Annotated in this window: 21 protein-coding genes, 1 pseudogene and 1 riboswitch; of the genes and pseudogenes, 6 read left to right on the top strand and 16 right to left on the bottom strand. The window is 57.0% G+C overall.

Annotation, left to right across the window (positions count from 1 at the left end; genetic code table 11):
• The first annotated feature begins 62 nt into the window (after nt 1-62).
• A complete protein-coding gene (locus INF32_RS08385) occupies nt 63-2,090 on the top strand; it encodes a transketolase family protein (protein WP_226387890.1) in 2,028 nt (675 codons plus the stop codon).
• 109 nt (nt 2,091-2,199) lie between these two features.
• On the opposite strand, the gene INF32_RS08380 is transcribed toward INF32_RS08385, so the two are convergent.
• On the bottom strand, nt 2,200-3,489 hold the full coding sequence (locus INF32_RS08380; protein WP_226387889.1) for a UDP-N-acetylmuramoyl-tripeptide--D-alanyl-D-alanine ligase: 1,290 nt from the start codon (nt 3,487-3,489) through the stop codon (nt 2,200-2,202).
• Between the two features lie 184 nt (nt 3,490-3,673).
• Nucleotides 3,674-4,753 carry a mannose-1-phosphate guanylyltransferase gene (locus INF32_RS08375; RefSeq protein ID WP_226387888.1) on the bottom strand — a complete coding sequence of 360 codons (1,080 nt, stop codon included), beginning with the start codon at nt 4,751-4,753 and terminating at the stop codon, nt 3,674-3,676.
• 146 nt (nt 4,754-4,899) lie between these two features.
• Between INF32_RS08375 and pssA the strand changes: the two genes are divergently transcribed.
• The 3 genes from pssA (at nt 4,900) to INF32_RS08360 (ending at nt 9,189) form a co-directional block, all read left to right on the top strand.
• Nucleotides 4,900-5,619 carry a CDP-diacylglycerol--serine O-phosphatidyltransferase gene (gene pssA / locus INF32_RS08370; RefSeq protein WP_226387887.1) on the top strand — a complete coding sequence of 240 codons (720 nt, stop codon included), beginning with the start codon at nt 4,900-4,902 and terminating at the stop codon, nt 5,617-5,619.
• Nucleotides 5,620-5,695: 76 nt separating this feature from the next.
• Complete coding sequence (locus tag INF32_RS08365; RefSeq protein WP_226387886.1) at nt 5,696-7,780, top strand: putative porin; 2,085 nt, start codon at nt 5,696-5,698, stop codon at nt 7,778-7,780.
• 38 nt (nt 7,781-7,818) lie between these two features.
• Nucleotides 7,819-9,189: an MltF family protein gene (locus INF32_RS08360; protein ID WP_226387885.1), complete on the top strand. Its 1,371-nt coding sequence runs from the start codon at nt 7,819-7,821 to the stop codon at nt 9,187-9,189.
• A 151-nt stretch (nt 9,190-9,340) separates the two neighbouring features.
• Here the strand turns inward: INF32_RS08360 and INF32_RS08355 are convergent, their stop codons facing one another.
• Both INF32_RS08355 and INF32_RS08350 read right to left on the bottom strand, forming a co-directional pair.
• A complete protein-coding gene (locus INF32_RS08355) occupies nt 9,341-10,033 on the bottom strand; it encodes an HAD family hydrolase (RefSeq protein ID WP_226387884.1) in 693 nt (230 codons plus the stop codon).
• A gap of 10 nt (nt 10,034-10,043) precedes the next feature.
• Complete coding sequence (locus INF32_RS08350; protein ID WP_226387883.1) at nt 10,044-10,493, bottom strand: YqaA family protein; 450 nt, start codon at nt 10,491-10,493, stop codon at nt 10,044-10,046.
• Between the two features lie 129 nt (nt 10,494-10,622).
• Nucleotides 10,623-10,814, top strand: a riboswitch (cobalamin riboswitch).
• Between the two features lie 172 nt (nt 10,815-10,986).
• Between INF32_RS08350 and nrdD the strand changes: the two genes are divergently transcribed.
• Both nrdD and nrdG read left to right on the top strand, forming a co-directional pair.
• Complete coding sequence (gene nrdD, locus INF32_RS08345; RefSeq protein ID WP_226388130.1) at nt 10,987-13,089, top strand: anaerobic ribonucleoside-triphosphate reductase; 2,103 nt, start codon at nt 10,987-10,989, stop codon at nt 13,087-13,089.
• 70 nt (nt 13,090-13,159) lie between these two features.
• Nucleotides 13,160-13,630: an anaerobic ribonucleoside-triphosphate reductase activating protein gene (nrdG, locus tag INF32_RS08340; RefSeq protein WP_226387882.1), complete on the top strand. Its 471-nt coding sequence runs from the start codon at nt 13,160-13,162 to the stop codon at nt 13,628-13,630.
• A gap of 380 nt (nt 13,631-14,010) precedes the next feature.
• Here nrdG and INF32_RS08335 read toward each other — a convergent pair whose 3' ends face one another.
• The 12 genes and pseudogenes from INF32_RS08335 to INF32_RS08280 form a co-directional block, all read right to left on the bottom strand.
• Nucleotides 14,011-14,334 carry a hypothetical protein gene (locus INF32_RS08335; RefSeq protein ID WP_226387881.1) on the bottom strand — a complete coding sequence of 108 codons (324 nt, stop codon included), beginning with the start codon at nt 14,332-14,334 and terminating at the stop codon, nt 14,011-14,013.
• 472 nt (nt 14,335-14,806) lie between these two features.
• On the bottom strand, nt 14,807-15,508 hold the full coding sequence (locus INF32_RS08330) for a WecB/TagA/CpsF family glycosyltransferase (protein ID WP_226387880.1): 702 nt from the start codon (nt 15,506-15,508) through the stop codon (nt 14,807-14,809).
• A gap of 153 nt (nt 15,509-15,661) precedes the next feature.
• Nucleotides 15,662-16,078, bottom strand: a complete 417-nt coding sequence (locus tag INF32_RS08325) for an acyltransferase (protein WP_226387879.1) — start codon at nt 16,076-16,078, stop codon at nt 15,662-15,664.
• Nucleotides 16,048-16,245, bottom strand: a pseudogene (locus INF32_RS12130) (DapH/DapD/GlmU-related protein); the annotation flags it as partial. The gene INF32_RS08325 and the pseudogene INF32_RS12130, both read right to left, overlap by 31 nt.
• A 369-nt stretch (nt 16,246-16,614) precedes the next feature.
• Nucleotides 16,615-17,676, bottom strand: a complete 1,062-nt coding sequence (locus INF32_RS08315; protein WP_226387878.1) for a glycosyltransferase family 4 protein — start codon at nt 17,674-17,676, stop codon at nt 16,615-16,617.
• A complete protein-coding gene (locus INF32_RS08310; RefSeq protein ID WP_226387877.1) occupies nt 17,673-18,737 on the bottom strand; it encodes a glycosyltransferase in 1,065 nt (354 codons plus the stop codon). The genes INF32_RS08315 and INF32_RS08310 overlap by 4 nt, the downstream gene beginning before the upstream one ends.
• Nucleotides 18,734-19,873 carry an EpsG family protein gene (locus INF32_RS08305; protein ID WP_226387876.1) on the bottom strand — a complete coding sequence of 380 codons (1,140 nt, stop codon included), beginning with the start codon at nt 19,871-19,873 and terminating at the stop codon, nt 18,734-18,736. The genes INF32_RS08310 and INF32_RS08305 overlap by 4 nt, the downstream gene beginning before the upstream one ends.
• A 9-nt stretch (nt 19,874-19,882) precedes the next feature.
• On the bottom strand, nt 19,883-20,464 hold the full coding sequence (locus tag INF32_RS08300) for a serine O-acetyltransferase (RefSeq protein WP_226387875.1): 582 nt from the start codon (nt 20,462-20,464) through the stop codon (nt 19,883-19,885).
• On the bottom strand, nt 20,457-21,692 hold the full coding sequence (locus tag INF32_RS08295) for a glycosyltransferase family 4 protein (RefSeq protein ID WP_226387874.1): 1,236 nt from the start codon (nt 21,690-21,692) through the stop codon (nt 20,457-20,459). The genes INF32_RS08300 and INF32_RS08295 overlap by 8 nt, the downstream gene beginning before the upstream one ends.
• Entirely contained in the window at nt 21,689-22,609 is a 921-nt protein-coding gene (locus tag INF32_RS08290; protein ID WP_226387873.1) for a glucosamine inositolphosphorylceramide transferase family protein, read from the bottom strand. Before INF32_RS08290 ends, INF32_RS08295 begins: the two co-directional genes overlap by 4 nt.
• Before the next feature lies 1 nt (nt 22,610).
• A complete protein-coding gene (locus INF32_RS08285; RefSeq protein ID WP_226387872.1) occupies nt 22,611-23,519 on the bottom strand; it encodes a glycosyltransferase in 909 nt (302 codons plus the stop codon).
• A gap of 4 nt (nt 23,520-23,523) precedes the next feature.
• Nucleotides 23,524-24,804 carry a phenylacetate--CoA ligase family protein gene (locus INF32_RS08280; RefSeq protein WP_226387871.1) on the bottom strand — a complete coding sequence of 427 codons (1,281 nt, stop codon included), beginning with the start codon at nt 24,802-24,804 and terminating at the stop codon, nt 23,524-23,526.
• Between the last annotated feature and the right edge of the window lie 34 nt (nt 24,805-24,838).

Below are 24,838 nucleotides of genomic sequence, written 5' to 3'. Positions count from 1 at the left end.
TCTGGGAGGTTGTGCGAAGAAATGTTACATTTGTGGGAGAAATCCCAATTTAATAGAGATATATGGCAGACATGACAAACAAGGCGGCGGACAATATTCGGATATTGGCGGCTGCGATGGTGGAAAAGGCCAAGTCGGGACATCCCGGCGGCGCGATGGGCGGAGCCGATTTCGTGAACGTGCTCTTTTCCGAATTTCTGAAATACGATCCCGAGCGGCCGGACCATCCCTTCCGGGACCGGTTCTTTCTCGATCCGGGACATATGTCGCCGATGCTTTACGGGGTGTTGTGCCTGGCCGGGTTCTACACGACGGACGATCTGAAGCAGTTCCGGCAGTGGGGTTCCGTTACGCCGGGCCATCCCGAGCGCGATCTGGCCCACGGTGTGGAGAATACCTCGGGCCCGCTGGGACAGGGACATGCCATGGCGTTGGGAGCCGCGATCGCCGAACGTTTCCTCGTGGCCCGTTTCGGGGAGTGGATGGCGCACAAGACCTATGCCTACATTTCGGACGGGGGTATCCAGGAGGAGATTTCGCAGGGGGTGGGCCGCATCGCGGGTCACCTGGGCCTGTCGAACCTCATCATGTTCTACGATTCCAACAATATCCAGCTTTCGACCAAGGTGGAAGAGGTGGACACGGAAGACGTGGCCGCCAAATACCAGGCGTGGGGCTGGCACGTGCTCACCGTGGACGGGCAGGACGCCGAACAGATTCGCGGGGCGCTGCGCACGGCCCAGCGGGCCGCCGACCGTCCTACGCTGATTATCGGCCGGACGGTCATGGGCAAGGGGGCCGTAGGGCCCGACGGCACCAGCTATGAAAACAAGGTGTCCACCCACGGTCAGCCTCTCTCGGCAGCGGGAAGCGATTTCGCCGGGACAGTGGCCAATCTGGGCGGCGATCCGGACGATCCTTTCCGGGTGTTCCCGGAGAGCGCCGAGCTCTATGCCCGGCGTCGTGAAGAGCTGAAGCGGTGGAGTGCGGAGATCCGGGAGACGGAGCGGAAATGGGCGGCGGAACACGGGGAACTGGCCGCCAAGCTGAAAATGTTCCTCGAAGGGGAAGTGCCCGAACTGGATTACACCCGGGTGAGCTACGGGCCCGATGTGGCGACCCGTGCCGCTTCGGCCGCCGTGCTTTCCTACTATGCGGAGCGGATCGAGAATATGGTGGTCGCTTCGGCCGACTTGAGCAATTCGGACAAGACGGACGGTTTCCTGAAGAAGACGAAAGCCTTTGCGAAGGGCGATTTCAGCGGGCAGTTCCTGCAGGCGGGCGTGAGCGAGCTGACGATGGCCTGCGTCATGAACGGCATGGCGCTCCACGGCGGAGTGATCCCCGCCTGCGGCACGTTCTTCGTCTTTTCCGACTATATGAAGCCTGCCGTGCGTCTGGCGGCGCTGATGCGTCTGCCGGTGACTTTCATCTGGACGCACGATTCGTTCCGCGTGGGCGAGGACGGTCCCACGCACCAGCCCGTGGAACACGAGGCGCAGCTCCGGCTGATGGAGCATCTGCGCAACCATGAGAACCAGCGTTCGATGGTGGTGCTGCGTCCCGCCGACGCGGCCGAGACGGTGGCTGCCTGGGACCTGGCGGTGCATAACGACCGTCCTACGGCGCTGATCCTCTCCCGCCAGAATATCAAGGCGCTGCCCGCAGCCGGCGGCGACCGGGCGAAGGAGGCCCGTCAGCTCGTCAGGGGGGCTTATGTGGTGGCGGATTGCGAAGGTACGCCCGATGTGGTGATGATCGCCAGCGGTTCGGAGGTTTCCACGCTGGTCGAAGGGGCCGAGTTGCTCCGGAAAGAGGGTGTCCGGGTGCGGATCGTGTCGGCTCCCTCCGAAGGGTTGTTCCGTGACCAGAGCGAGGAGTACCAGCGCAGTGTCCTGCCCGAAGGAGTGGTTCGCTACGGCCTTACCTCCGGACTGTCGGTGACGCTGGCCGGTCTGGTGGGCGAACACGGCTGTATTCACGGAATGAACCATTTCGGTTACTCGGCGCCTTACAAAGTGCTGGACGAGAAGTTCGGTTTCTCGGGTCCGAGCGTATATGCCGATGTGAAAAAACTGTTGAACAGATAATTTTCTGATACGATCGAATGAGGCCGCATATTCCGATATGCGGCCTTTTTTCGTCCGTTTCCGGCGAAGGACCGGGAAGCCGGGACACCCGGCGCGGGATAAACGGGGGTCAGAGCAGTTCCGTGATCCGTTCCAGCCCGATGCCGTGCGATCCCTTGACGAGGATCAGCCGTCCGGAGAGCGGGTGTTCCTTCAGCCATGCGGCCAGCGCTTCCCGGTCGGGGAACGTGTGCAGGGTCGCTTTCGCTTCCGGAGGCAGGCTCTCCGCCGCACGGGAGAACTCCCGGCCGACCAGCAGCGTCTCCGCCGGGTGGATTCCTGCCAGTTTCCGCAGGATCGCTTCGTGCTCGGCCGCCGACCATTTGCCCAGTTCCAGCATGTCGCCGAGGATTGCCGTGCGTGGAAGCTGCGGGTCGAAGCTGTGCTCCCCGAAATTGTCCAGGGCGGCGCCCATACTCGACGGATTGGCGTTGTAACAGTCGAGGATCAGCGTATTGCGGGCCGTCTGCATCCGTTGGGAGCGGTGGTTGTCGGGCCGATATTCCTCTATGGCCTCCCGGATTTCACGTCCGTGGACACCGAAGTATTCGCCGACAGCCGCTGCCGCCGCGATGTTCATCCGGTTGTAACTGCCTTCCAGATGGTTGGGCAGGTCGCCTTCCTCGGTGGCATAGGGTTTGGACAACAGGTGGGGCCGGGCGTCCGCCATGCCGCGGAGAACGGGGTCCTCCTGGCGGAAAAAGGCCAGGCCGTGGTGGCGCTCCAGATAGTCGTACAGTTCGCCTTTTCCCCGCACGATCCCTTCCGGGCCTCCGAAACCTTCGAGGTGGGAGCGTCCGATGTTGGTGATGAGCCCGTAGTCCGGGGCGGCTATTTTGCACAGGGCGGCGATCTCTCCGCAGGCGCTGGCGCCCATCTCCACGATGCCGAACTCCGTACGGCGGTCCATGGCCAGCAGCGTGAGCGGAACGCCGATGTGGTTGTTCAGGTTGCCCTGTGTGACCGATACCCGGAACCGGGTGGCCAGAACGCGGGCTGTCAGCTCCTTGGTCGTGGTCTTGCCGTTGGAACCGGTGATGGCCAGGATGGGGATGCCCAGTTTCCTGCGGTGGAAGGCCGCCAGTTGCTGCAGGGCGGAAAGCACGTCGCGCACGACGATGAACCGTTCGTCGAGCGGTTTGCCTGCCAGCGAACGGGCCGCCACGGCCGAGTTGTCGACTACGGCGCAGGCGGCGCCTGCGTCCAGTGCGGCGGAGGCGAAGCGGTTGCCGTCGAACGAGGGGCCTTTCAGCGCGAAAAAGAGCGAGCCCGGGGTGATCCGGCGACTGTCGGTCGAAACCGTCGGATGGGTCTGGAAATGCCGGTACAGAGCCGCGATCGTCTCTTCGGAAATTTTCATGGGGTCGGTCTTGTTTAGTGATTCTTGTATGGTGTTCCGCGATTATTTTTCTATCCGGATGATTTCCGTCACGTGGTAAACGCCGGCGTAACCGGCCGCAAATCTTTCGTCCGGTCTGCCTGCTTCCCGCACTTTAAGCCGTACGTGTACCGGAGTGCCGTTTTTGATTCCGCCTGCGGAAAAATCAGATATATTTGTCTCCTTTGCTGTATCTCGCGTCGTCGATGAATTTCTTGATGTTCTGTTCGTTCGATTTCGGGCAGATCATCAGCACGTTGTCGTTCTCCACCACGATGTAGTCCGAAAGGCCTTCGACCACGGCCAGTTTCCCTTCGGGCATCTTCACGATGCAGTCGCGGGTGTCGTAGAGGGCCGTATCGCCTCCCGTCACGTTGCCGTTTTCGTCCTTGTCCGAATACTGGTAAAGCGATCCCCAGGTGCCGATGTCCGACCAACCGAAGTCGCTGCACCGGACGCAGACGTTGTCCGCCTTCTCCATGATGCCGAAGTCGATCGAAATGGCGCGGCACTGCGAATAGACCTGGGCCACGTGTTCCGCTTCGGAGTCCGTGTTGTAATACTGGCCGATCGAGGCGAACAGCTGTTCGGTTTCGGGCAGATGGCGGCGCAGGGCGTGCAGGATGTCGATCACCTTCCAGATGAAGATGCCTGCGTTCCAGAAAAACTCGCCGCTCTCGACGAACACCTTCGCCATTTCGAGATTGGGCTTTTCGGTGAACGTTTTCACCTTCTGGATCGGGTTGTGCTTCCCTTTGCCCGATTCGATCTGGATGTAGCCGTATCCCGTGTCGGGCCGGCTGGGTTTGATGCCGATGGTCATCAGCACGGCGTGCTCGCGGATGTAACCGACCGCCTCCTCGATCGCTTTGCAGAATTCGTCCTCGTTGAGGATCAGGTGGTCCGACGGGGTGACGATCATTTCGGCGTCGGGATTGACCGCCAGCAGGCGGAACGCCGCGTAGGCGATGCAGGGGGCCGTGTTGCGGCCGAGCGGTTCGCCCAACACCTGATGGGGTTTCAGCTCGGGAATCTCCTCCAGCACCAGGGAGGCGTAGGACTGGTTGGTGACTACGAGGAAGTTTTCGGGCGGAACGATCTTTGCGAAACGTTCGTACGTGTGGCGGATGAAGGATTTCCCGGTGCCCAGGATGTCCAGGAACTGTTTGGGACGGGAGGTGCGACTGATGGGCCAGAACCGGCTGCCGATACCGCCCGCCATGATGACGCAATATTTGTTGTTCATGCGGTTTTCGTGTTTTATCGTTTTACAAATTAAGCACAATTTTTCGGGGCCGCAAAATTTAACCGGTGCAAAGAGCGTTTGTAAACTGTTTTTCCTACCTTTGTGGCGAACGGCGTCCGGGAGACGCGATATAAAGAGTTGCAAATATGAAAATCCGATTGATTACCCTGCCCAATATCGTCACCCTCTGCAACCTGCTCTGCGGGTCGGCGGCCACGGTCTATGCGCTGGTCCTCTCCGATCTGCAGACGGCTTTCTGGCTGGTGGTGGCCGCTGCCGTCTTCGATTTCCTGGACGGTTTCACGGCGCGGCTCACCGGATCGTTCTCGCCCGTGGGCAAGGAGCTCGATTCGCTCTCCGACATGGTGAGTTTCGGGGTGGCTCCCTCGTCCGTGCTTTTCGTCATGTACCAGACCCAAAGCGGTGCTTTCGCCGGAGGGGGGATCGACCCCTGGGGATTCGCGGTGTTCATCCTGGCCGCCTTTTCCGCCCTGCGGCTGGCCAAATTCAACATCGACGAAAGCCAGAGCTACGAGTTCGAAGGGTTGCCCACGCCGGCTGCCGCCCTGCTCGTCTGCTCGGCGGGGTACCTTTTCGCCGACGGCGTCTATGCCGTGCGGCCCTACTACATTCTGCTGAGCGCCCTGTGCCTCTCCTATTTTCTGGTAAGCCCCGTGCGGATGTTCGCGCTCAAGTTCCACGGCTACGGGCTGCACGAACCGCAGAACCTGCTGCGCTACGTGTTCCTGCTGGTGTCGCTCGCTGCGCTCGTCCTCTTCCGGATCGGGGCGGTCCCCTTCATCATCATGGCCTACATCCTGGTGTCGCTGGTGCGCAATATCGTGATGTCATTGCGCAGAGGATGAGGGGTTTGGGCGGACCGGGGCGGGGTTCCGATATTTTTATTATCTTTGCGGCGGATTTTTGATGAAAAAAAGGGGTATGCGAAGAGGTCTGCGGCTGTGGAGCCGGGTTCTGCTTTTCGGAACGATTCTTGCCGGGTTTTACCCGGCCGGGCTCGTCGCACAGCAACCCCAGGACGGCATCACGGGCGGATACGGCTCTCCGGGCGTGGGAAATGCCAATCCGTTTCTCGTGGAGGACCCGAACAATCCCGGTGCGCCGGCGAACCAGACGGGAAGCGACTCGACCAAGAAAAAGATACGCAAACCGCTCGAATCCTATTTCTTCGACGACTCTACGCGCAAGAGACCTAATTTCGCATGGAACGTGGACCTTTCCCGCAATAGAATCCGGATGGTGGACATCGACACGATGCTCAATCAGTTCCAGGTGGATTTCCCTTTCCTGCGGGACGGCGTGGGCAGCGCCTATCTGGGCAATCTGGGCGGTGCGGCCATCCCTCTGAACTACTTCCGGCGGCCGGACGACTATAATTTCGCCTTCGCCAGCGCCTACGAATCCTATTTCTATTCGCCGGAGAACGCTCCGTTCTACAACGTGAAGAAACCTTTCACGCATCTCTCCTATTTCTGGGCCGGACAGAAAAAGCGGCAGGAAGAGCGGCTGGAGCTGACCCATGCCCAGAGTATCTCTCCTTCGTCGGGGTTCAACGTCAACTACAAGAGCCGGGGTACGCGGGGTATCTACACGTGGCAGAAGGCCCGCGACAAGAACCTGTCGATGGCCTTTTCCCACACGGGTAAAAAATACTCGGCACACGGGGGGTATATCTACAATTCGGTGGACGTGCAGGAGAACGGCGGCGTACAGAACGACCGGGACATTACCGACACCGTGTTCGAAATGTCGGAGAATATCCCCATCCGGCTGTCCGATGCGCGCAACAAATTGAAAAACAATATTTTCTATGCCGTACAGTCGTACGGTATCCCGCTTCGGAAGCTGACCGAGGAGGACTTTTCGATCGCGGGCCGTTCCTCTATTTTTGTCGGCCATTCGATCGTGTACAGCCGCTTTTACAAGAAATACACCGACACCAAAGAGGGCAGCGGGGACTATTACGAGAACTGGTACATCAATTCCGCCGCCTCGCGCGACTCCATTTTCGAGTCGCTGCTCTCCAACAAGATTTTCGTGCAGATACAGCCCTGGGACCGGGACGCGGTGGTGGGAACCATCGACGCCGGGGTGGGGCTGGACAACCATCATTACTACCAGTTCAATATGGACCAGTATCTCACGGGCAACACCGAAGGCGTGAACCGGAACAGTTTCTACGTCTACGGGTCGATCGCGGGCAAGCTGAAAAAGTATCTGGACTGGGGCGCCGACCTCACCTACCACCCGCTCGGGTGCCAGAGCCAGGACCTGAGTCTGGGCGGGGAGTTGTCGGTCAGCGCGTTTATCAAGGACCATCCCATCACTCTGTCCGGCCGTTTCCGGTACGAACGCCGTTCGCCGGATTACTGGGCGGAGAATTACTACTCGAACCACTACATTTGGTCGAACTCCTTTGCCAAGGAGAATGAGACCCGGTTCGACGTTACGCTGCAGATTCCCTACATAGGGTTGTCGGCGGGGCTTTGGCAGAGCGTCATCGGAAACAAAATCTACTACGATGCCAACTCCATGCCCGCCCAGGCCGACGGAAGCGTGAGCGTCACGGGCCTGTATGCTCAAAAGGATTTCCGCGCCGGCGGATTTCACTTCAACAACAGGGTATTGCTGCAATGGAGCACGTCACAGGAAGTCATCCCGGTGCCGCTGGCCAGTGCCTACCTCTCCTATTTCTTCGAATTCAACGTGGTGAAGAACGTACTGCGCATGCAGATCGGTCTCGACGGACGGTATAACACGAAGTACTATGCCTTCGGTTACAATCCGGCGCTGGCCAAGTTCTACAACCAGAGGGAAAAGGAGCTGGGGAACTATCCGATGGTCGATGCGTTCGCCAACGCCAAGTGGAAACGCATGCGTATCTTTCTGAAGTTCCAGCACGTCAACGAGGACCTGATCGGAGGCCGCAACTATTTTCAGGTGCTGCACTATCCGCTCAACCAGCGGATTTTCAAGATCGGATTCTCGTGGGGTTTCTATGATTAGCTTCTGCGCGGCGGACGGCTGCCCGCTAAACATCTGTTATGTTTAAACGGAACGTATTTTTTTTAGTACCGGTTCTTTTTCTTTTTGTCTTTTCCGACTGCGGCCGCCGCGGAGGGCTGTCGTCCCTCCTGCAGGAGCGCGATACGCTGCGGGTGGCCATGGACGTGGACATGCCCGGCTATTTCGTGCTGGGCGGTGAGGGGTACGGCTACCAGTACGACCTGCTCGGGGCCTATGCCGATGAACTGGGCGTCGAACTGAAGGTGGTGCCGCAGAGCGCGCCCGATTCGTGCGCCCGGCTGCTGGCCGAAGGGAAAGCGGATATCGTGGCGACGCTCTCCTCGCATGTGGAAGGGAGCTGGAGCGCACGTGCGCTTCCCGTCTATACTACCTCTTACGTGATGCTGGCCCGCAAGGGGCTGGCCGCCGGATTCCGGGAGCGCGGCGGAGGGCTGACCGCACGTATGCTCGAAGGCCGCAGTCTGATGGTACCCGACGTTTTCCGGAAGACGGACGATTACGGGATGCTGCTCGATTCGCTTCGGGGCAGCAACGTGTTTCTCTCTTCGCGCAACAGTTTCGACCTGATGGAGGAGCTCGGCGACGGGAAATACGATCTGCTGATCTGCGAAAAGAGCGAGGCGCAGCTCGGCTGTGCTCTGGTACGCAACATCGAACAGGTCTGTGCCTTTCCCGGCACGGTCTCCATGAGTGTCGTGCTCGGGGGGGAAGGTGCGGGGCTGAAGAGACACTTCGCCGCATGGTTGGAGCGGTACCGCAACGGAGAGGAGTATGCCATGCTCAACGAACTCTATTTCGAGAGGGGTATCGTGGGGCAGTTCATCGGCGACGGACGCCGGGTGCCGGGCGGTATTTCGGCGTGGGACGACCTGATCCGCAGCGTGGCGCAGGAGGAGGGGTACGACTGGCGCCTGCTCTCGGCCATCGCCTACAACGAATCGCGGTTCAATGCCTATATCGTATCCCGGCGAGGCGCGCGGGGACTGATGCAGATCATGCCGGTCGTGGCGCGCCAGTTCGGTGTGCACGAGAGCGAAATCATGAAACCGGAGATCAACGTGCGGCTGGCCGCGCGTTTGCTGGGCAAGATCGAGCGGACGCTGAAACTGCCGGAGCGGATGCCTTTCGAGGACCGCATGAGCCTGATCCTGGCCTGTTACAACGGAGGAATCGGCCACGTGATGGATGCCCGGGGACTGGCCGCCAAATACGGAGGCGATCCGAATTCATGGGCCGACGTGTCGTTTTTCCTGCGGTGCAAGGCCGATCCCGCCTATCTGGAGGACGAGGTGGTGCGGCACGGCCGGTTCACGGGGAGCGGCGAGACGCTCGCTTTCGTGGACCGGGTGATGGGCAAGTACCGGAGCTATTGCCGGGTGGTGAACTGACCGCCGGAACCGGAGATATGGAGAAGGAGGGGAGCGGCGAAACGCTCCCCTCCTTCCGTATTTTCCCGTTTCGGGATGCAGGGTGCCGCAGGCGGATTGCCGGAAGAAGGGAATGACCGGCGGAACGGGCCGTTTTGCGGTCCGGCACCTGTCAGAAAAGACCGGCGAGCTCTTCGAAACGGCTCAGTTGCCGCAGATGCGGATGTTCGATCGGTTCCGCCTTTTCGTGTTCCCAGGTCACTTCGAAAGGAATGTATACGGCATAGCCGCCCAGCGCGAGTACGGGCCGGATGTCCGACCGGAGGGAGTTGCCGACCATGACGAACCGGTCCGGAGACACGCCCAGCCTTGCCATCAGGCGGGCATACTCCTTCTCCCCCTTGTCGGACATCACCTCCGTGTGTTCGAAGCAGTCTGCCAGACCCGAACGTTCCAGTTTGCTCTCCTGGTCGAGCAGGTCGCCTTTGGTGGCGACGACGAGCCGGTAGCGGTTTCTCTCCTTCAGCTTCTCCAGCGTTTCCCGTACGCCCTCCAGCGGAAGGATCGGGATGCGGAGCAGCGACTTGCCCCATTCGACGATCTGTGCGGTCTCCCGGGCCGTCAGACGCTCGCCCGCGATCTGCACCGCCGTTTCGAGCATGGAGATCGTGAAGGCTTTGGCTCCGTAGCCCAGCAGCTCCATGTTGGCGGTTTCCGTTCGGTAGAGGGCGGCCGAGATGCGTTCGGGTGCATCGTATTTCGCCAACAGACCGATATACCGGTTCTCCGTATCCCGGAAATGCGGTTCGTTGCTCCAGAGCGTATCGTCGGCGTCGAATGCGATGACTTCTGCGTGGTTTATCATATCGTTCGGGTTATTGATCGGGCCATATCCAGTAGTAGAGGGCGGCCCAGGCCACGAATCGGGCTCCTTTTCCGATCAGCATGAAGAGGGCCGTCCTTTTGAAATCCGTCTTGTAGAATCCCAGCGCCACGGCCATTACGTCGCCCACCAGCGGCAGCCACGTCATCAGGGCCAGCCAGCTGCCCCAGCGGTCCACACGGGATTTCTGCCGTTCCAGCGTCTCTTGTTTGACCTTCAGCCACCGTTCGATCCACTCCCAGCGGCCGAGCCATCCGAGCCAGTAGGAGGTGAGCCCTCCCAGCCAGTTGCCCGCAGTGGCCACGGGAATGGCGATGAAGGGATTGCCCCCGGCGGCCAGCAGACCCACCAGCATCACGTCGGACGAAAAAGGGATAACCGTCGCGGCCAGAAAGGCCCCGACGAACAGCCCCGTATATCCCAGATTCATCAGCCACTCCATGCTTGCCGGTCGTTCGGTGTGCGTTCGGTCGCGCCCCCAAAAATAAGCATTTCTTCCGGAATGGGCGGATTGTTGATAAAAAGATGATAGTTTTCTCCGTGCGGCAGGAACAATGGTTCCGAATATGTCTACTTTTACACTGTTTCCGGTGGCGGGGTTACGGCCCCGTCCCGCAAGAGGGAACACCGTGCGAATCGGTGACAGTACCCGCTGCTGTAATTCTCGACGAGCCCGGGGCAGGATGCCACTGCAATGTTTTTGTGGGAAGGCGCCCCGGGGGAGGAGATGAGTCAGAAGACCTGCCGGAAATGCCAGCGATAGATCCTGCTTTCGGGAGTTAGGGCGACAGGAGAGACCGGAACGGCGGCGCGTGCCGCGTGTCTGGGTTCCGGGTGTTTCCGATCCTTTTCCCGCTGGGGATTTTCGCAGGGACGCCGCGGCGGAGTCGTCCGCCGGGAGAACGCATGTGGAACCTTTAAAACGAATGAAAACGATGAACGGATCGGAATTTACGATCGTGAAGCGGGACGGGACGCGGGAGCCCTTCTCGATGGACAAGATCACGGCGGCGATCGCCAAGGCTTTCCGCTCGGTGGGCAAGGAACCCTCCGAGGCGGTGCTCGAAAAACTGACTTCCAGTCTCTACATCTGTGCGGGGACCACCGTGGAGGAGATACAGAACCAGGTGGAGCTGGCCCTGATGAGCCACGGGTATTACGGGGTGGCCAAGTCCTTTATCATCTACCGCCAGCAGCACCTCGAAGACCGGGAGGTGCGCGACAAGCTGGCTTTCCTGATCGACTACTGCGAGGCCGAGAATCCGGCCACGGGCAGCAAGTACGACGCCAACGCCAACGTCGAGAACAAGAACATCGCCACGCTGATCGGCGAACTGCCCAAGTCGAACTTCATCCGCCTGAACCGCCGGCTGCTCTGCGACCGGATCAAGCAGATGTACGGCAAGGCGACGGCCGACCGTTACCTTGAACTGCTCGACGGTCATTTCATCTACAAGAACGACGAGACGAGCATGGCCAACTACTGTGCCAGCATCACCATGTACCCGTGGCTGATCGGCGGCACGGCCTCGATCGGGGGCAACTCCACGAAACCGACCAATCTCAAGTCGTTCTGCGGCGGTTTCGTCAATATGGTCTTCATCGTGAGCAGCATGCTCAGCGGGGCCTGCGCCACGCCGGAGTTCCTGATGTACCTCGACTATTTTATCCGGCAGGAGTACGGCGACGACTACATAGCCGATACTGACCGCGTGGTCGATCTTTCGCTCCGGCAGAGGACGCTGGACAAGGTGATTACCGACTGTTTCGAACAGATCGTCTATTCGATCAACCAGCCTACGGGGGCCCGGAATTTCCAGGCCGTTTTCTGGAACATAGCCTATTACGACCGGTTCTATTTCGAGAGTCTTTTCGGCAACTTCTTCTTCCCGGACGGTTCGCGTCCCCGGTGGGAGACGCTCGACTGGCTGCAGCGCCGGTTCATGCGCTGGTTCAACGCCGAACGGACGAAAACGGTGCTGACCTTCCCCGTGGAGACCATGGCCCTGCTCTCGGAGAACGGGGATGTGAAGGACCGGGAATACGGCGATTTTACGGCGCAGATGTATGCGGAGGGCCACTCCTTCTTCACCTATATGAGCGACAACGCCGATTCGCTCAGCAGCTGCTGCCGCCTGCGCAACGAGATACAGGACAACGGGTTCAGTTACACGCTCGGTGCCGGAGGCGTCTCTACGGGGTCGAAAAGCGTGCTGACGATCAACCTGAACCGCTGTATCCAGTACGCCGTGCGGCAGGGAACGGACTACACCGTTTTCCTCTCGGAGGTGGTCGATCTGGTACACAAATTCCAGTTGGCCTACAACGAGAATCTGAAGGTGCTTCAGGGCAAGGGGATGCTTCCGCTGTTCGATGCCGGGTATATCAATATGGCCCGCCAGTATCTGACCGTCGGGGTGAACGGACTGGTCGAGGCAGCCGAATTTCTCGGGATTCCCATCAACGACAACGAACGCTACCGTTCCTTCGTGCAGGATGTGCTGGGGATTGTGGAGCGCTATAACAAGCAGTACCGCACGAAAGAGGTGCTCTTCAACTGCGAGATGATCCCGGCCGAGAACGTGGGGGTGAAGCATGCCAAGTGGGACCGGGAGGACGGTTATGCGGTGCCGCGCGACTGCTACAACAGCTATTTCTACGTGGTGGAGGACTCCTCGCTCAACGTGCTCGACCGTTTCCGGCTGCACGGCCGCCATTATGTGGAGCACCTGACCGGAGGATCGGCCCTGCACATGAACCTGGACGAGCATCTGAGCGCTCCGCAGTACCGCCAGCTGTTGCGGGTGGCCGCCCGCGAAGGGACGAACTATTTTACCTTCAACATTCCCAATACGGTCTGCAACGACTGTGGACATATCGACAAACGCTATCTGCAGGAGTGCCCCGTGTGTCACAGCCGCAATACGGACTATCTGACGCGCGTGATCGGTTATCTGAAGCGGGTGAGCAATTTCTCCCGGGCGCGCCAGAAGGAGGCGGCCCGCCGTCATTACGCGCACGGTTCGGAACAGGTGTGAAAACCGGCAGGAAAAGGGGCGGTCCGGACATGGGCCGTTCGCTTTTCCGGAACGGCAAACAGAAAAAGAGATGCTTAAATTCGTAAGTTACGATATCGTCTTTCAGGAGATACCGGACGAAGTGACGCTCGCGGTCAATATCTCGGGTTGTCCGAACGGTTGTCCGGGCTGTCACAGTCCTTATCTGTGGCGGGACGAAGGACGGCTCCTGGTTCCGGAGGAGGTGGAGGCACTGCTGGAACAGTACGGCGGATCGGTTACCTGCCTCTGTTTCATGGGGGGCGACGGCGCTCCGGGGGAGGTGGCCGCGCTGGCCCGGTGGCTCCGGGAGGCTTATCCCGGGTTACGTACGGCGTGGTATTCGGGCCGGAACCGGCTGCCGGAGGAAGTCGATGCCGGGTTGTTCGATTATCTGAAACTGGGACCCTATGTGGAACGGTGCGGGGGGCTCCGCAGCCGGACGACCAACCAGCGGCTCTATCGCATACGGGCGGAGCGGGGCGGTGTGCGCATGGAGGACATCACGGCCCGTTTCTGGTGACGGATTCCGTCCGGTTTGCCTTTTGGGGGGCGACAGAGCGGTCTTCGGACCGTTCTTTTTTATGAAGACAGGGAAACGGTGTTCTGCGGAGGGAGAAAAGGGAAGGGAAAAAAGCACGGGCCCGAACTTGTTCAACTGTAGGATTCGCCAAGGTTCCTTCCACCAACAAGACGAGCCCGTGCAGCACGTGGTGTGTCTGACACAAACTTGTCTGTCTATTCCTGTGGATAGTGAAAAATATTGGCGATATTTACAGTCGGGAATAAACAGCGCGAAGCCATTTATCGTATTATTCCGTTTTTTTAACCCATCGGCAGCGATTTTTTGTTATTCAAAAATAACTATAAATTTCAATATTGCAAGGGAAGTTCGGCAGAAATTTATTCGCCGGAAGTCCAATGTCCGTAAGGCGTGCAGGGATTTCCTCCTCCCGAGAGACACAGCTGCCGGTGAAAGGCGAATCCGTGGCGGAAGCAGAAGTCGCATACCTCTTCGTAGTCGGCTTCCCGTACGCAGCGGTAGCCGGAGGGCAGGGGAAGATCGTGGAGGAAACGGCACCGGTCGAACATGATCGCCTTCATATGGGGCCATCCGTTCTTCCTGCCCTCGAAAAGCCCGTATAAACGTTCGCCGTCTCCTCCGGGTGAGTCTTCCGGCAGGAACAGGTAAATTTTTCCCGGGATCAACTCTTCATGCTCTTTCATGGCCGTTCGTTTTGAAAGTGAGGACAGATCGTTCCGGGATTCGGGCTTGCGAGGAAAGCCGCCTGCGTGTGCAGGCACCGGGAACACGGCACGCAAGGCCCCGGTTTTTCTTTGCCGGCCGGAAAACGCTCGGTTGTCCGTGCCGGGAGAAGGGATAAGTTGGTCATTGTTTTATGTTTTAGAGTGAAACAATACTTAAATATCCGAACTTATCCATAAAAAAACGAAGGATGAGCGAAAAATTTTTACGGTTGCGGGAAAAAACGTCGGAGGAGGCAGGGATAGAGATCGGTTTCCTGCATGTCGGTCACTGTGAGGAAGGACGGTCTTCAGATGCGAATGTGAAAGAAGGACGATCCCCCCGTTGCAACGGGGGGATCGTCCTTCGCTGTGTGTGGCCGGTCCGGTTCGGACGTGTCGCCGGGATTGATTCTTCCGGGGAGGACGGGGACTCTGTCTCCGGCCTGTTTTTTTAATATTTGTTCGTCAGGACATTCCACCAGAAAGGCATGGCTTTGAACAGCCGCTTCATTCTGGCAAAACTGGTCAAGGAGCGGTAAAGCCCTTCCAGCCTGTGTTCCCTCCACCATCGGGGCGCACGCTTCACTCTGCCCGTGTACACATCGAAACTGCCGCCGAGCCCCTGGTAGATGGCCTTGTGCGATTCGGCCATCTCTTCCATCAGCAGCTCCTGTTTGGGCGATCCCATCGCCACGAAAACCGCATCCGGTTTTTTCGTTTTTATCTCCTCGATCAGGGTCCCTTTTTCATCGTCGGTCTGGATGTACCCGTTGCGGTAGCCTGCGATATTGATTCCGGGAAAATCCTCCTTCAGTCTCCTTATCGTCTCTTCGATCACCTCCTGTTTGCCCCCGACTAAATAGAAAGACTTTCCTTCGCCGGATAACCTGCGGATGATCTTCAGCCACAATTCACAGCCGGGTATCCGGACCGCATCCGTATATCCCTTCTTGTGCAACGCGGCGACCGCCCCGATGCCGTCGCAGTAGCCTATGTTCCGGTTGATGATGCGGCGGGTCCGGTCGGTCGCGTGGAGTATCTTTTCCGCATTGATGGCCACCAGGATACCCTTGTGTCCGTCCACGTACGAGAGTAGCTGCCTGTCGGATGAAAAGGGGAAAACCTCCACTCCGTTCAATGAAATTTTGTCCATGTCTGCATTTCGTTTTTCGTTCCTGTGCGGAGCAGCCTGCCGGTTCCGGATGATCGGTGTGCCGGGATAAATGGTGGGCCGGAATCGGCCGGATTTCTTTAGCGGAAACGCCGTGACTTCCGGACGGTCTCCGGAGAGCCGCAGCCGCAAGAATCACACGATTTGCCCGAACTTCGTCGTCCGTATGCCCTCCTTGATGATTTTCGCCGGATTGCCTGCCACGATGCAACCGGAAGGGACGTCTTTCGTCACGATGGCTCCGCTGCCTACCACGACATTGTCGCCGATACGGACACCGCACATGATGATGGCGTTGGCCCCGATGAAGCACCGTTTCCCGATGCGGGTATCTCTGTGAATCCCCCTGCAAAAATCGTGGGTGAAAATAATCGCACCCGATGCCGTGTAGCTTTCCTCTCCGATATGAATCCCTTTCGGATTCGTTTTGTCCTGGCGGGTGCCGAAGGAAATCCGGGCGGATGTTGCGATGTCCATTCCCAGCAATCCGGTAAAATAGGCATGCCTGAGCCGGATCGCGATCAGGCGGATGGATTCTCTGAGTTTGCGCATTGTGTCCTGTATTTGATGATTCTTGCCGGGTTGCCTGCCACCACCGCATAGTCGGGGACCTCTTTCGTGACGACGCTGCCCGCACCTATGACGGCTCCCTTCCCGATTTTTGAAACTTTCCCGAGGATTATCGCATTGCTGCCGATCCAGACGTCGTCTCCGATGATCAGTTTGCTTTTGGGGCAATCCCCCTGGGAGCCGATCGTCCTGTCTCTGTTTTCGAACTTATGTCCGCCCCCCAGGATTTTCACGTCGGGGGCGACCATAACGTAGTCGCCGACTTCCAGCTCGCAATTCTGAAGATGGAAATTAGAACCGAGCCCGCTCCCTTCTCCCAAACATATTCTGTTATTGCCGAAATATACACGGCGTTCGACGTTTATCCATTTGCCCGTTCGGATAAAGATACGGCGGCAGAGTGCCCCTCTGAATCTTCGTGATAATTCGCCGAGGAGAGGATGGTTGCTGTTGGGGAGGTAATAGGCTATCGCATAATACAGCAGAAAATACCCCCCCCCTGTGTAATTTTCTGATATTCATATTGTTATGTGTTTTCTGACGTCTTCTTCGAATTTTTCCGCCACCTCGGAGGCGAGAAAATGTTGCCGGGCGTATTGCCGGTTAAATGACGAAATGTGCTGTACGAGCCGGGGGTCGCAGATGAGCCGTTCGATTCGGGCTGCGTAATCCTGGCTGTCGAGTGATTCCAGAAGGTATCCCATGTCTCCGTCCTGCCAGAAATCCTTTACGCCTCCGACAGGTCTCGATATGACCGGCAGGCCGAACGCCATCGCTTCGAGTACCGTGGTGGCCATGCCCTCCTGGTGGGTCGGCAGGATGTACAGGTCTGCATTCAGGTATGCGTCGCGCAGGGAGTCGCCGTGGATATTGCCCATAAAGGAAATGTCTCCGATTCGGTGTCCGTCCGCGAATCTCTTCGCCTCTTCCAGGGCCGGGCCGTCTCCGCATACGGTCAGGTGCAGTTGCGGGTGCCTCTGTTTCAACGTTTCGAATGCCTGAAGGGTGATGAAGATTCCTTTTTCCCTGATGATGCGCGCCGCGAACAGTATGTTCTTTATGTCGCTTCGGACGGGGATGACCGCTCCCTCCAATAATTCGTCCGAGACTTTTGTCGTGGTCAGCAATATGGGACAGGTAATGCCTGTTTTCTGCAATTGCTCCCGGAATCCGCTGTACAATGTGTAGATGAACGCGGATTTGTTGTAACACCACCGGAACAGTCCTCCCTTTCGGGCGAGCCGGGCGGCATAGTCCGTTCCGAAACCGTGGATGAAGGTTACGACCGGCCGGCGGAATGCTCTCGCTGTAAGCAGGAACAGGCCGTCCCGGATCACCTGGGCTTTCCGTAAGGACGGATTGATAACCACGACATCCCCTTTTCCGGTAATCAACATCCCTATGAACCGGAGGTAATCGTACGGGTACAGCAGCAGGGTCAGCCAGGTCGGGGTCTTGTCGGACCGCTTGCCGTAGAACAGGTACGATACCGGCACCGTCCAGTGGGCGGACAAGCCGAGATAGTGGTTCGCCACGCCTCCCAGGCGGTGTATTTCGGGTGTGATGATCAACAGTCTCATGGTCGCAGGGATTTCAGAAACGGAGCCAGCGTATCGTCGACGATGGCCTTCCAGGTACAATCGTGCAGCGATGCCCGTATTTTCCGCTCTTCGAAACGGCGTTTGTGGGCTTCGACGTGCTCCAATGCGGAAGCGAAGCTTTCGGCGTCGTCGCTTATGAGGATGCCGTTGTCCGGAGTGACGAGTTTTTTGTTTTCGTCGGTGGCTGTCGCTATCACGAACAGACCGGACATCGCGTATTCGTAGGTTTTGGTGGGCGGCTGTATATTGTAATAGTCGGTGACGGGAACGAAGCATACGCCGACATTGCACTGTCCCATGATGTCCGATAAGTTTTCGTGGGGAATTCGGCCGTGGAACACGATCTTGTCTTCGAGGCGGAGCGAGGCGCTCAGCCGTTTGAGTTTTTTCTCTTCGTCTCCGAATCCGTAGCCTACGATGTGGTAGGCGATGTCGGCCGAAGGATGCCGGGCGGCGAACAGCGACAAGCCCTCTATCGTTTTGTGCAGATCCCGTCCGTCGAAGGTCCCGACATACAGAAGCCGGATGTTTTCATACTGTTTGCGGGCGGTTGAGATCACGTCCGAGCCCAGGGGGAGCACCAAAGATTTTTTGTTTTCCACGGGGAGTCGCTTCAGAACTCCTTCGGAGATCGCGGAGACGGAATCGTACGACAGGACGGCCTTCCGGACCAGTTGATCGTAATGTTCCCGGTGACGACTGTCTTTCGATACGGAGAGCGTCCGGATGTCCAGATGGATTCTCTTTCGGGGGAACAGGCGTTTGAGAATTCCGCATTGCTCGAAAAAGACGACGATGGCGATGCCCCGGAATGCGAAGAGATGATACAGGCAGGATGCCAGAAAAACGGCGCCTGTCAGCAGCCGGCTTTTCCGTGTCCGGACCGAAACGACGTGTATGCCGTCGGCATCCGTCCCGGGGACGGGATTTCCCAGGCCGACGAACGTTATGTCGTAGTCGGTGCGGAGGTACAGGCACCATTTGTATGAATCGACTAGGTGGCCGTATGGCGCCTTGTTTATGATGAGCAGTTTTCTCATATCTTTTCGAAGAAGAAATGATACAGAACGGTGGCGTAACTGCCCTGGGGATTGGTGTATCCTTTGTAGATCGTGATGAATATGTAGGAGAAACACAGAATACAGGCGAGGGTGAAGGCTTTGTGCCTTTTCGTCGTTTTCAGATAATACAGAAGATACGCCGTCATGGGTAAACGGAAGATGGTAAAATATTCGGTCGGACGGATCATCTGGTGTATCGTGTTCATGACGAGATAATACCAGCATATCCCGAGGAAAAACAGGAGAAAGAATGTGTCGATTTTGGTCTGTCGGAAACAGACCTTCATTTTCGGGTAGTAGACGATGATGAGGATTTCCAGCAGCAGTGCGGCGATTTTGGTGGGACCCCAATCGAATTTCACCAGTTCGGAGGCCCCTCCCGTCAGTTCGTTGAATACGTTTCCGTATCTGTCGAATCCGAAGGTTTCGAAGAACGACCCTACAAAGGAAAGGGAGTTGATCCAGGTGGGCGTGGAACCCAGTGCGATACATACGGAAAGAACGATCAGGCTGGTTGTCGGTCTGTCGGATACTATCTTTTTCCTCCCCAGCCAATAGAATGGTATCAGGATCAGTGCGGAATGGTGGATGGTGCAGGCAAGAACGATGAAAACCATGTAGGGGATGAGCCTCCGGTCTTTTATATATTGGACGGCCCATACGAATGCACAGGCCACCACCGTCTGTCGGATACCGTTCATCCAGTTCAGGAAATACGGTCCGAGCATGATGCAGAGGGCTACGTACGGTATTATGTAACGGCTGTCCTTCAGTGCCGAATAGACGAATCCGATCTGGAGCGCGGCCCATAATGCGAAGAAAAAGAAAAAATGCAGGCCGAAAAAGGCCAGAAACCGGGAGATGGATAAGAAGCCGATTTCAAAATCGTCCCTGTACATCTCTTTGCCCGACAGCAGTTCGTCGTAGCTGTTGAGATACCCCATATAGTCTACCCCCACGTTATAGCGGGCTCCCGCGATGGATGCGAAGACGATGACCGACCAGATCATCCCTTTGGTCCAGAACGTATTGGCCTCCCCCAGGTTCGCATAGGGCCGTGCCAGCAGATAAAGAATCCAGGCGGTCAGGACGTATATCGTTATGCTTTCCAACATGGTGTTTTTTTATTTCAGGTTGTCGACCGCATCTATGCGTTTGAGCACTTTGGCCGGAACACCGCCGACGACCGTACCGTCGGGGACATCGTGAACGACAACCGCATTCGCTCCTATAACGACATGATTGCCGACGGTGATTCCTCCGAGTACTTTGGCGCCGGCACAGATCATCACATTGTCCCCGATCGAGGGACGTTTGTCGCCATTGTATCCGATGGTGACCTGTTGGAACACTTTGCAGTTCCTACCGATCGTCTCTGCGTCGATGATCGTGGCGAATCCGTGTTGTATCAGAAATCCTTCCCCTATTTTCGGGGAGCGGAAATAGAGGCAGCATTCCCCTTTTATGATGTGTGAAAACAGATGGCTGGCCGGTCCCACCCGGTAGTAGAACAGTGAGCGGTATTCCGGAAACAGGACGAACAGCCGGAGCAGGCCGCGGAAACCTCGGGGACAGTTCTTCCACTCGCTCCACTTTTCCGTGTCGGCAGCAATGATATTTCTCCTTTCCCTTCCGGCAGCGATGCAGAGCGTGGCGACGACGGGAAAGAGGAGGACGGATTTGAATCGTGTGAGGGTCTTACGCATGGATTCGCATCAGTTGCATATAATACTCTTCGATCTCGGACACTATGGTGTCGGTGGTGTACCGATGTCTTATTTTTTCTGCGGCTTTTGCCGCCATGTTTGTCCTCAGGGTCTCGTCGCCGGCCATGATTTCCATCTTTTCGCATATCTCCTCCACATTATGGGGATCGGCGAGCAGTCCGTCTACCCCGTCCTCGATTACTTCCCGGCCGGATGCGGCTGTCGTGTAGACCAGGGCTTTCCCTAAGGCCATGATTTCCAATGCCGCCATACTGAAATTCTCAAAGAACGAGGGGATTGCGCAAAACGTCGCGTTCATCACGTGCCGGCAAACCTCTTCTCCCGACAGATAGCCGGTGAACACGACCCGGTTGCGGAATTCCGGTCTGACGACGGATGCTCCCTTTTCGATCTCTCCGCCGCCGATCATTGTCAGCGTGTAATCCGGATGCCCGGCGGCGAACCGGTTAAAGGCTTCGAGAAGGTTGAAGGCCCCTTTGGTCCTGACGATTTTGCCCAGAAAGACGATGTTCTTGGAGGTCCCTTCGTCTTTGGGAAGACTCTCTGCGGTATGCAGAAGCCCGTTTAGGTCCAGCGGATTGTAGATGACGTCGATTTTGCGCGTTATGCCCAGCAGATTGTTTACGAAATCGGCGGAAAACCGGCTTACCGCGAGAATCTTCGTCGCGCTGTTGAAAAAAGAGGTGTCGTTGTACCGGTTCACCTCGTGTATGTTCCCGTCCCTGTAATACGAGGCGAACGACTGGCATCCGTGAACCCGGGCAATTACGGGAATGTCGTATCGGGGGAAGTCGATTTTCTTTTTGAATTTGTAATAATCCGAGAGTTTCAGATAATCGGGAAACTCGACGATGTCGATCTGTTTTTCCGCTATGATTTGCCGGATAAGGCGATGGGTCCTGTAAAATTCCTTTTTTGCCAAAGATGCCAGGATACCCGACTTTTTCAGAAATTTCAGGGGCAATGATTCCGCTCCGGTTTCTGCATTCCGGAAAAACCATCCAAAACCTCTGAAATACCGGAAACGGTAGATATTGACCCCATTGTCGGTGGTATAGGCCGGTAAGTTCGTGCCGGGAAGCACGCCGCTGACTACATGTACCTGGTGCCCTCTTCGAGCCAGTTCCTCGGCCACGGTCTTTGTTGCAGTGCCGATTCCCCCGCTTTTTGCCGGAGGGTATTCGTCACAGGAAAAAAGCAGGTTCATTTTTTCGAGATTCGGTTGATAATGCCCTGGATGGCTGCAAATGTCTTTTTCACGAATCGGGGAGGAAGCCGGTAGCCGTCTACTATGGCGATGTCGCCCGACTTGTTGAATGTGTGGAATCCCGTGTCGTATTTCGGGTCGCAGGCGTCGAATCTGCCGACTTCCGTCAAAGTGAAGGTGTCCCCGACCTTGTTTATCTCCTGGAACACGATGCCGACGCCATATCCGCCGTTGCAGTTCTGGGCCGGCCGGATGAGTTTGTCCCCCACGGTGAAAGGCAGTCCGGCACCTCTTGACGAATTGTCCTTTAATGCGATGGTCTGATACGGTTCGAATACATTTTCCCGGTCGGGCAGGAGAACGGTGCAGGTCGTGCCGTGAGGATCGGAGGACAACGTTGCGATCATCGCGTTTTCGCCTCGGAATTCGAACAGGGCCGCATCTACCAGCGGATACGGGGATAACAGGCGTCTCTCTGTGAGTTTCTGTGCGGAAGGGTCGTACAGGTAGATGTAGCTGTTCCGGCTGTGACAGTTTTCCGGGTAAACGCAGATATGCTCTCCGTCCCTGCAGATGGCCGGAAAGGAGAGATGAGTGTCCGACTCCAGGACGGTTTCGTATTCCAATAGCGTGAACGGTTGTCTGCCGGCGGTGATTTTCCCGATGACGCCCTTGCGTTTCGTGTAGATATAGGCTTCGACCAACAGGGTGACGGTCTCGTTGTCTGCCGACAGTATGAAGGGGTCCGCGAACCACCGGTCTCTGAAACCGTGTTGCAGCCACCGGATTTCAGGGAACCGATCCCGGTATATGAGGTCGTCCGTGTAATCTATGATTCCGATATTGAAGATTCCCTCTCCGAATCTGTTGTACAGATAGTTGTAACCGCCTAAAACGGAATTTCTGATGTTTCCCATGTCAGATGTCGAGTACTTTGTCCTTTCTGCGGATGAACAGTTCGACGAAGTCGGAAACGCACATCGTGAACCATTCGTGATATTTGCCTGCCTTTCTGTATTTGTCCCTGTACGAGCGGCAGATTCTGATCCATAATTTCACTCTGAACGACAGGGGTTGCGACTTTGCGAACAGTATGCGCGTGTTTTTCAGCTTGATCAGAAAATTCAGCGACCTTTGCGGCGATTCGGTGTGGCTGGCGCTGTCGCCGAGAATCCGGTATACGGCCGTATTCTCTTCGAGGCACTTGACTTTGGACGAACGGCTTATCTCCAGCAGCAGCGCGAGGTCGCCCCCGAAATACCGCGTCCTGTCGTACGCCGGCCGGTTCCTCTGGTATTTCATTCTGAAAACCCACGTGCAGGGACCTGCGAATACGGGGTTGAGAATATATCCCTGATGGGTGTCCGTCATGCCGTGCATGGCGGGAAAAATGCCCTTTTCGATTTTTCCCTCTTTCTGATAGTAACGATCGAAATGGGTCCGCACCAGTCCGTATTCCGGGTTGTTTTCCAGAAAATCGACCTCCTTCTGGAGTTTTAGCGGATCGGTCCAGTAGTCGTCCCCCTCTATGTAGGCTACATATTTGCCGGTACAGTGGCTGAGAATGACTTTGGATAACGATCCGTCGTGTTTCGAATACAGGTTTTCCTTCTCCAGTACCGGATGTATGATCTCCGGATATCTGGCTGCGTATTCGGCGACTATCTCGGCCGTTCCGTCTGTCGAGGCGTCGTCGTGGACCAGTGCCACGAATCCGAAATCGGTTCTCTGCATGACGATACCGTCCAGGCATTGCCGTACGAACGGAGCCTGGTTGTAGGTGAGGCAGCGTACCGTCAATATGATTTCCCGGGAAGCTGCCGTCATGCTGTCAGTTCTTTTTCCATTCGTTCATTACCGGTTTCCGTTTTCCCGAAGAGAGCACGGGAATGTCCCGTACCTCTTTGATCTCTAATTCGGCATCCTGGCCGAGAATGTTCCGGAGCCCGGCTGCCAGATCGGCCATCTGTCCGGCCGGTTCCGATTTCAGCGTCAACCGGAGTTCGTACTTTTTCTCCTGGAGCTGCACGAATTGCCATTGGGAAATGATGTCGTAGTTCTTGAGGATGCGGCCGTACGTAAGGGGAGAGACGGCCTTGCCGTCCGTGGAATAAGTCAGGTCGAAGCGCCTGCCGTACAGTTTTGCCATTACGGGATAGCCTTTGCTGTATTTGTCGGGGGGCATCAGGACGCAGGTGTCGCCGCAGTCGTAACGGATGATGGGACAGGCGTAATTGTGCAGGTCGGTAATGACGATCCGTCCCACTTCGCCCCACTCCGCCGGTTCGTCGCTCTCCAGTTTCAGAATTTCGAAAACATATCCGGCGTGGTTGAAATACATGGGGTTATCGTTCTCTTTCGTCGGGACCCTCTCCTGGGCCAGTATGCCGCACTCTTCGTCGGCGTATTGGGAGATGATTTCACAGTGCAGGTACTCCTTCACCATCTGCCGCACATCGTCGTATAAAGCCTCCCCTCCGGCAATGACTATTTTGAGATGCGGGAAAACCCATTTCTCCGGGGAGTTCCTGACATAGGCCGCCAGATTCGATATGGTCGTCGCATATCCCCTTATGCAGACCACCTTCTCCTCGACGAGAAGACGGCACAGATTTTCCAGCTCTTCGGGTCCGAACTTGCTTATGTCGAACGGAATGATGTTTTCCAGTCTGATCTGGCGGCTCGTTTTGTTCTGCCATTTGTTCCAGGACCGCAGGTGGACGAGTTTCTCGTGGGTGGTGAAGCCGACGGCCTTCCCGTAATATTTCAGTTCGGCAATTCTGCGCTGACGTTTCGCCGTATCCTGCGGGATCGCAAGGGGAACGCCCGTCGAACCCGATGTGCGCTGTATGTGGACTTCTCCCTTTTGTCCCGGAATTTTCTCCGGGGCGACCCTGATGCGCTCCATGTTCTGAATAAGAGACAGTTTGTTCATCACGGGGTAGTCCCTCAACTCGAAACTGTCGAAACGGGAATAGAAATCCGTGTGCGTCTGCGCATATTCCAGCAGTTTGTGCAGTTTCTGTCCGATGAGCGGTGCGCACCGCTCTTTGGTGTGGCGGTCTATGTATTTGATGTCGTTGTACTGTTTCCGGACGGGGGACCCTTTCATAAAGTCCGATATCCAGAACCGGGAACGAAGATAA

The organism is Gallalistipes aquisgranensis, from assembly GCF_014982715.1.
In the GTDB taxonomy this organism is placed as follows: domain Bacteria; phylum Bacteroidota; class Bacteroidia; order Bacteroidales; family Rikenellaceae; genus Gallalistipes; species Gallalistipes aquisgranensis.
The sequence above is the reverse complement of the archived record's forward strand: the minus strand, read 5'-3'. Positions and strand labels throughout refer to the sequence as shown.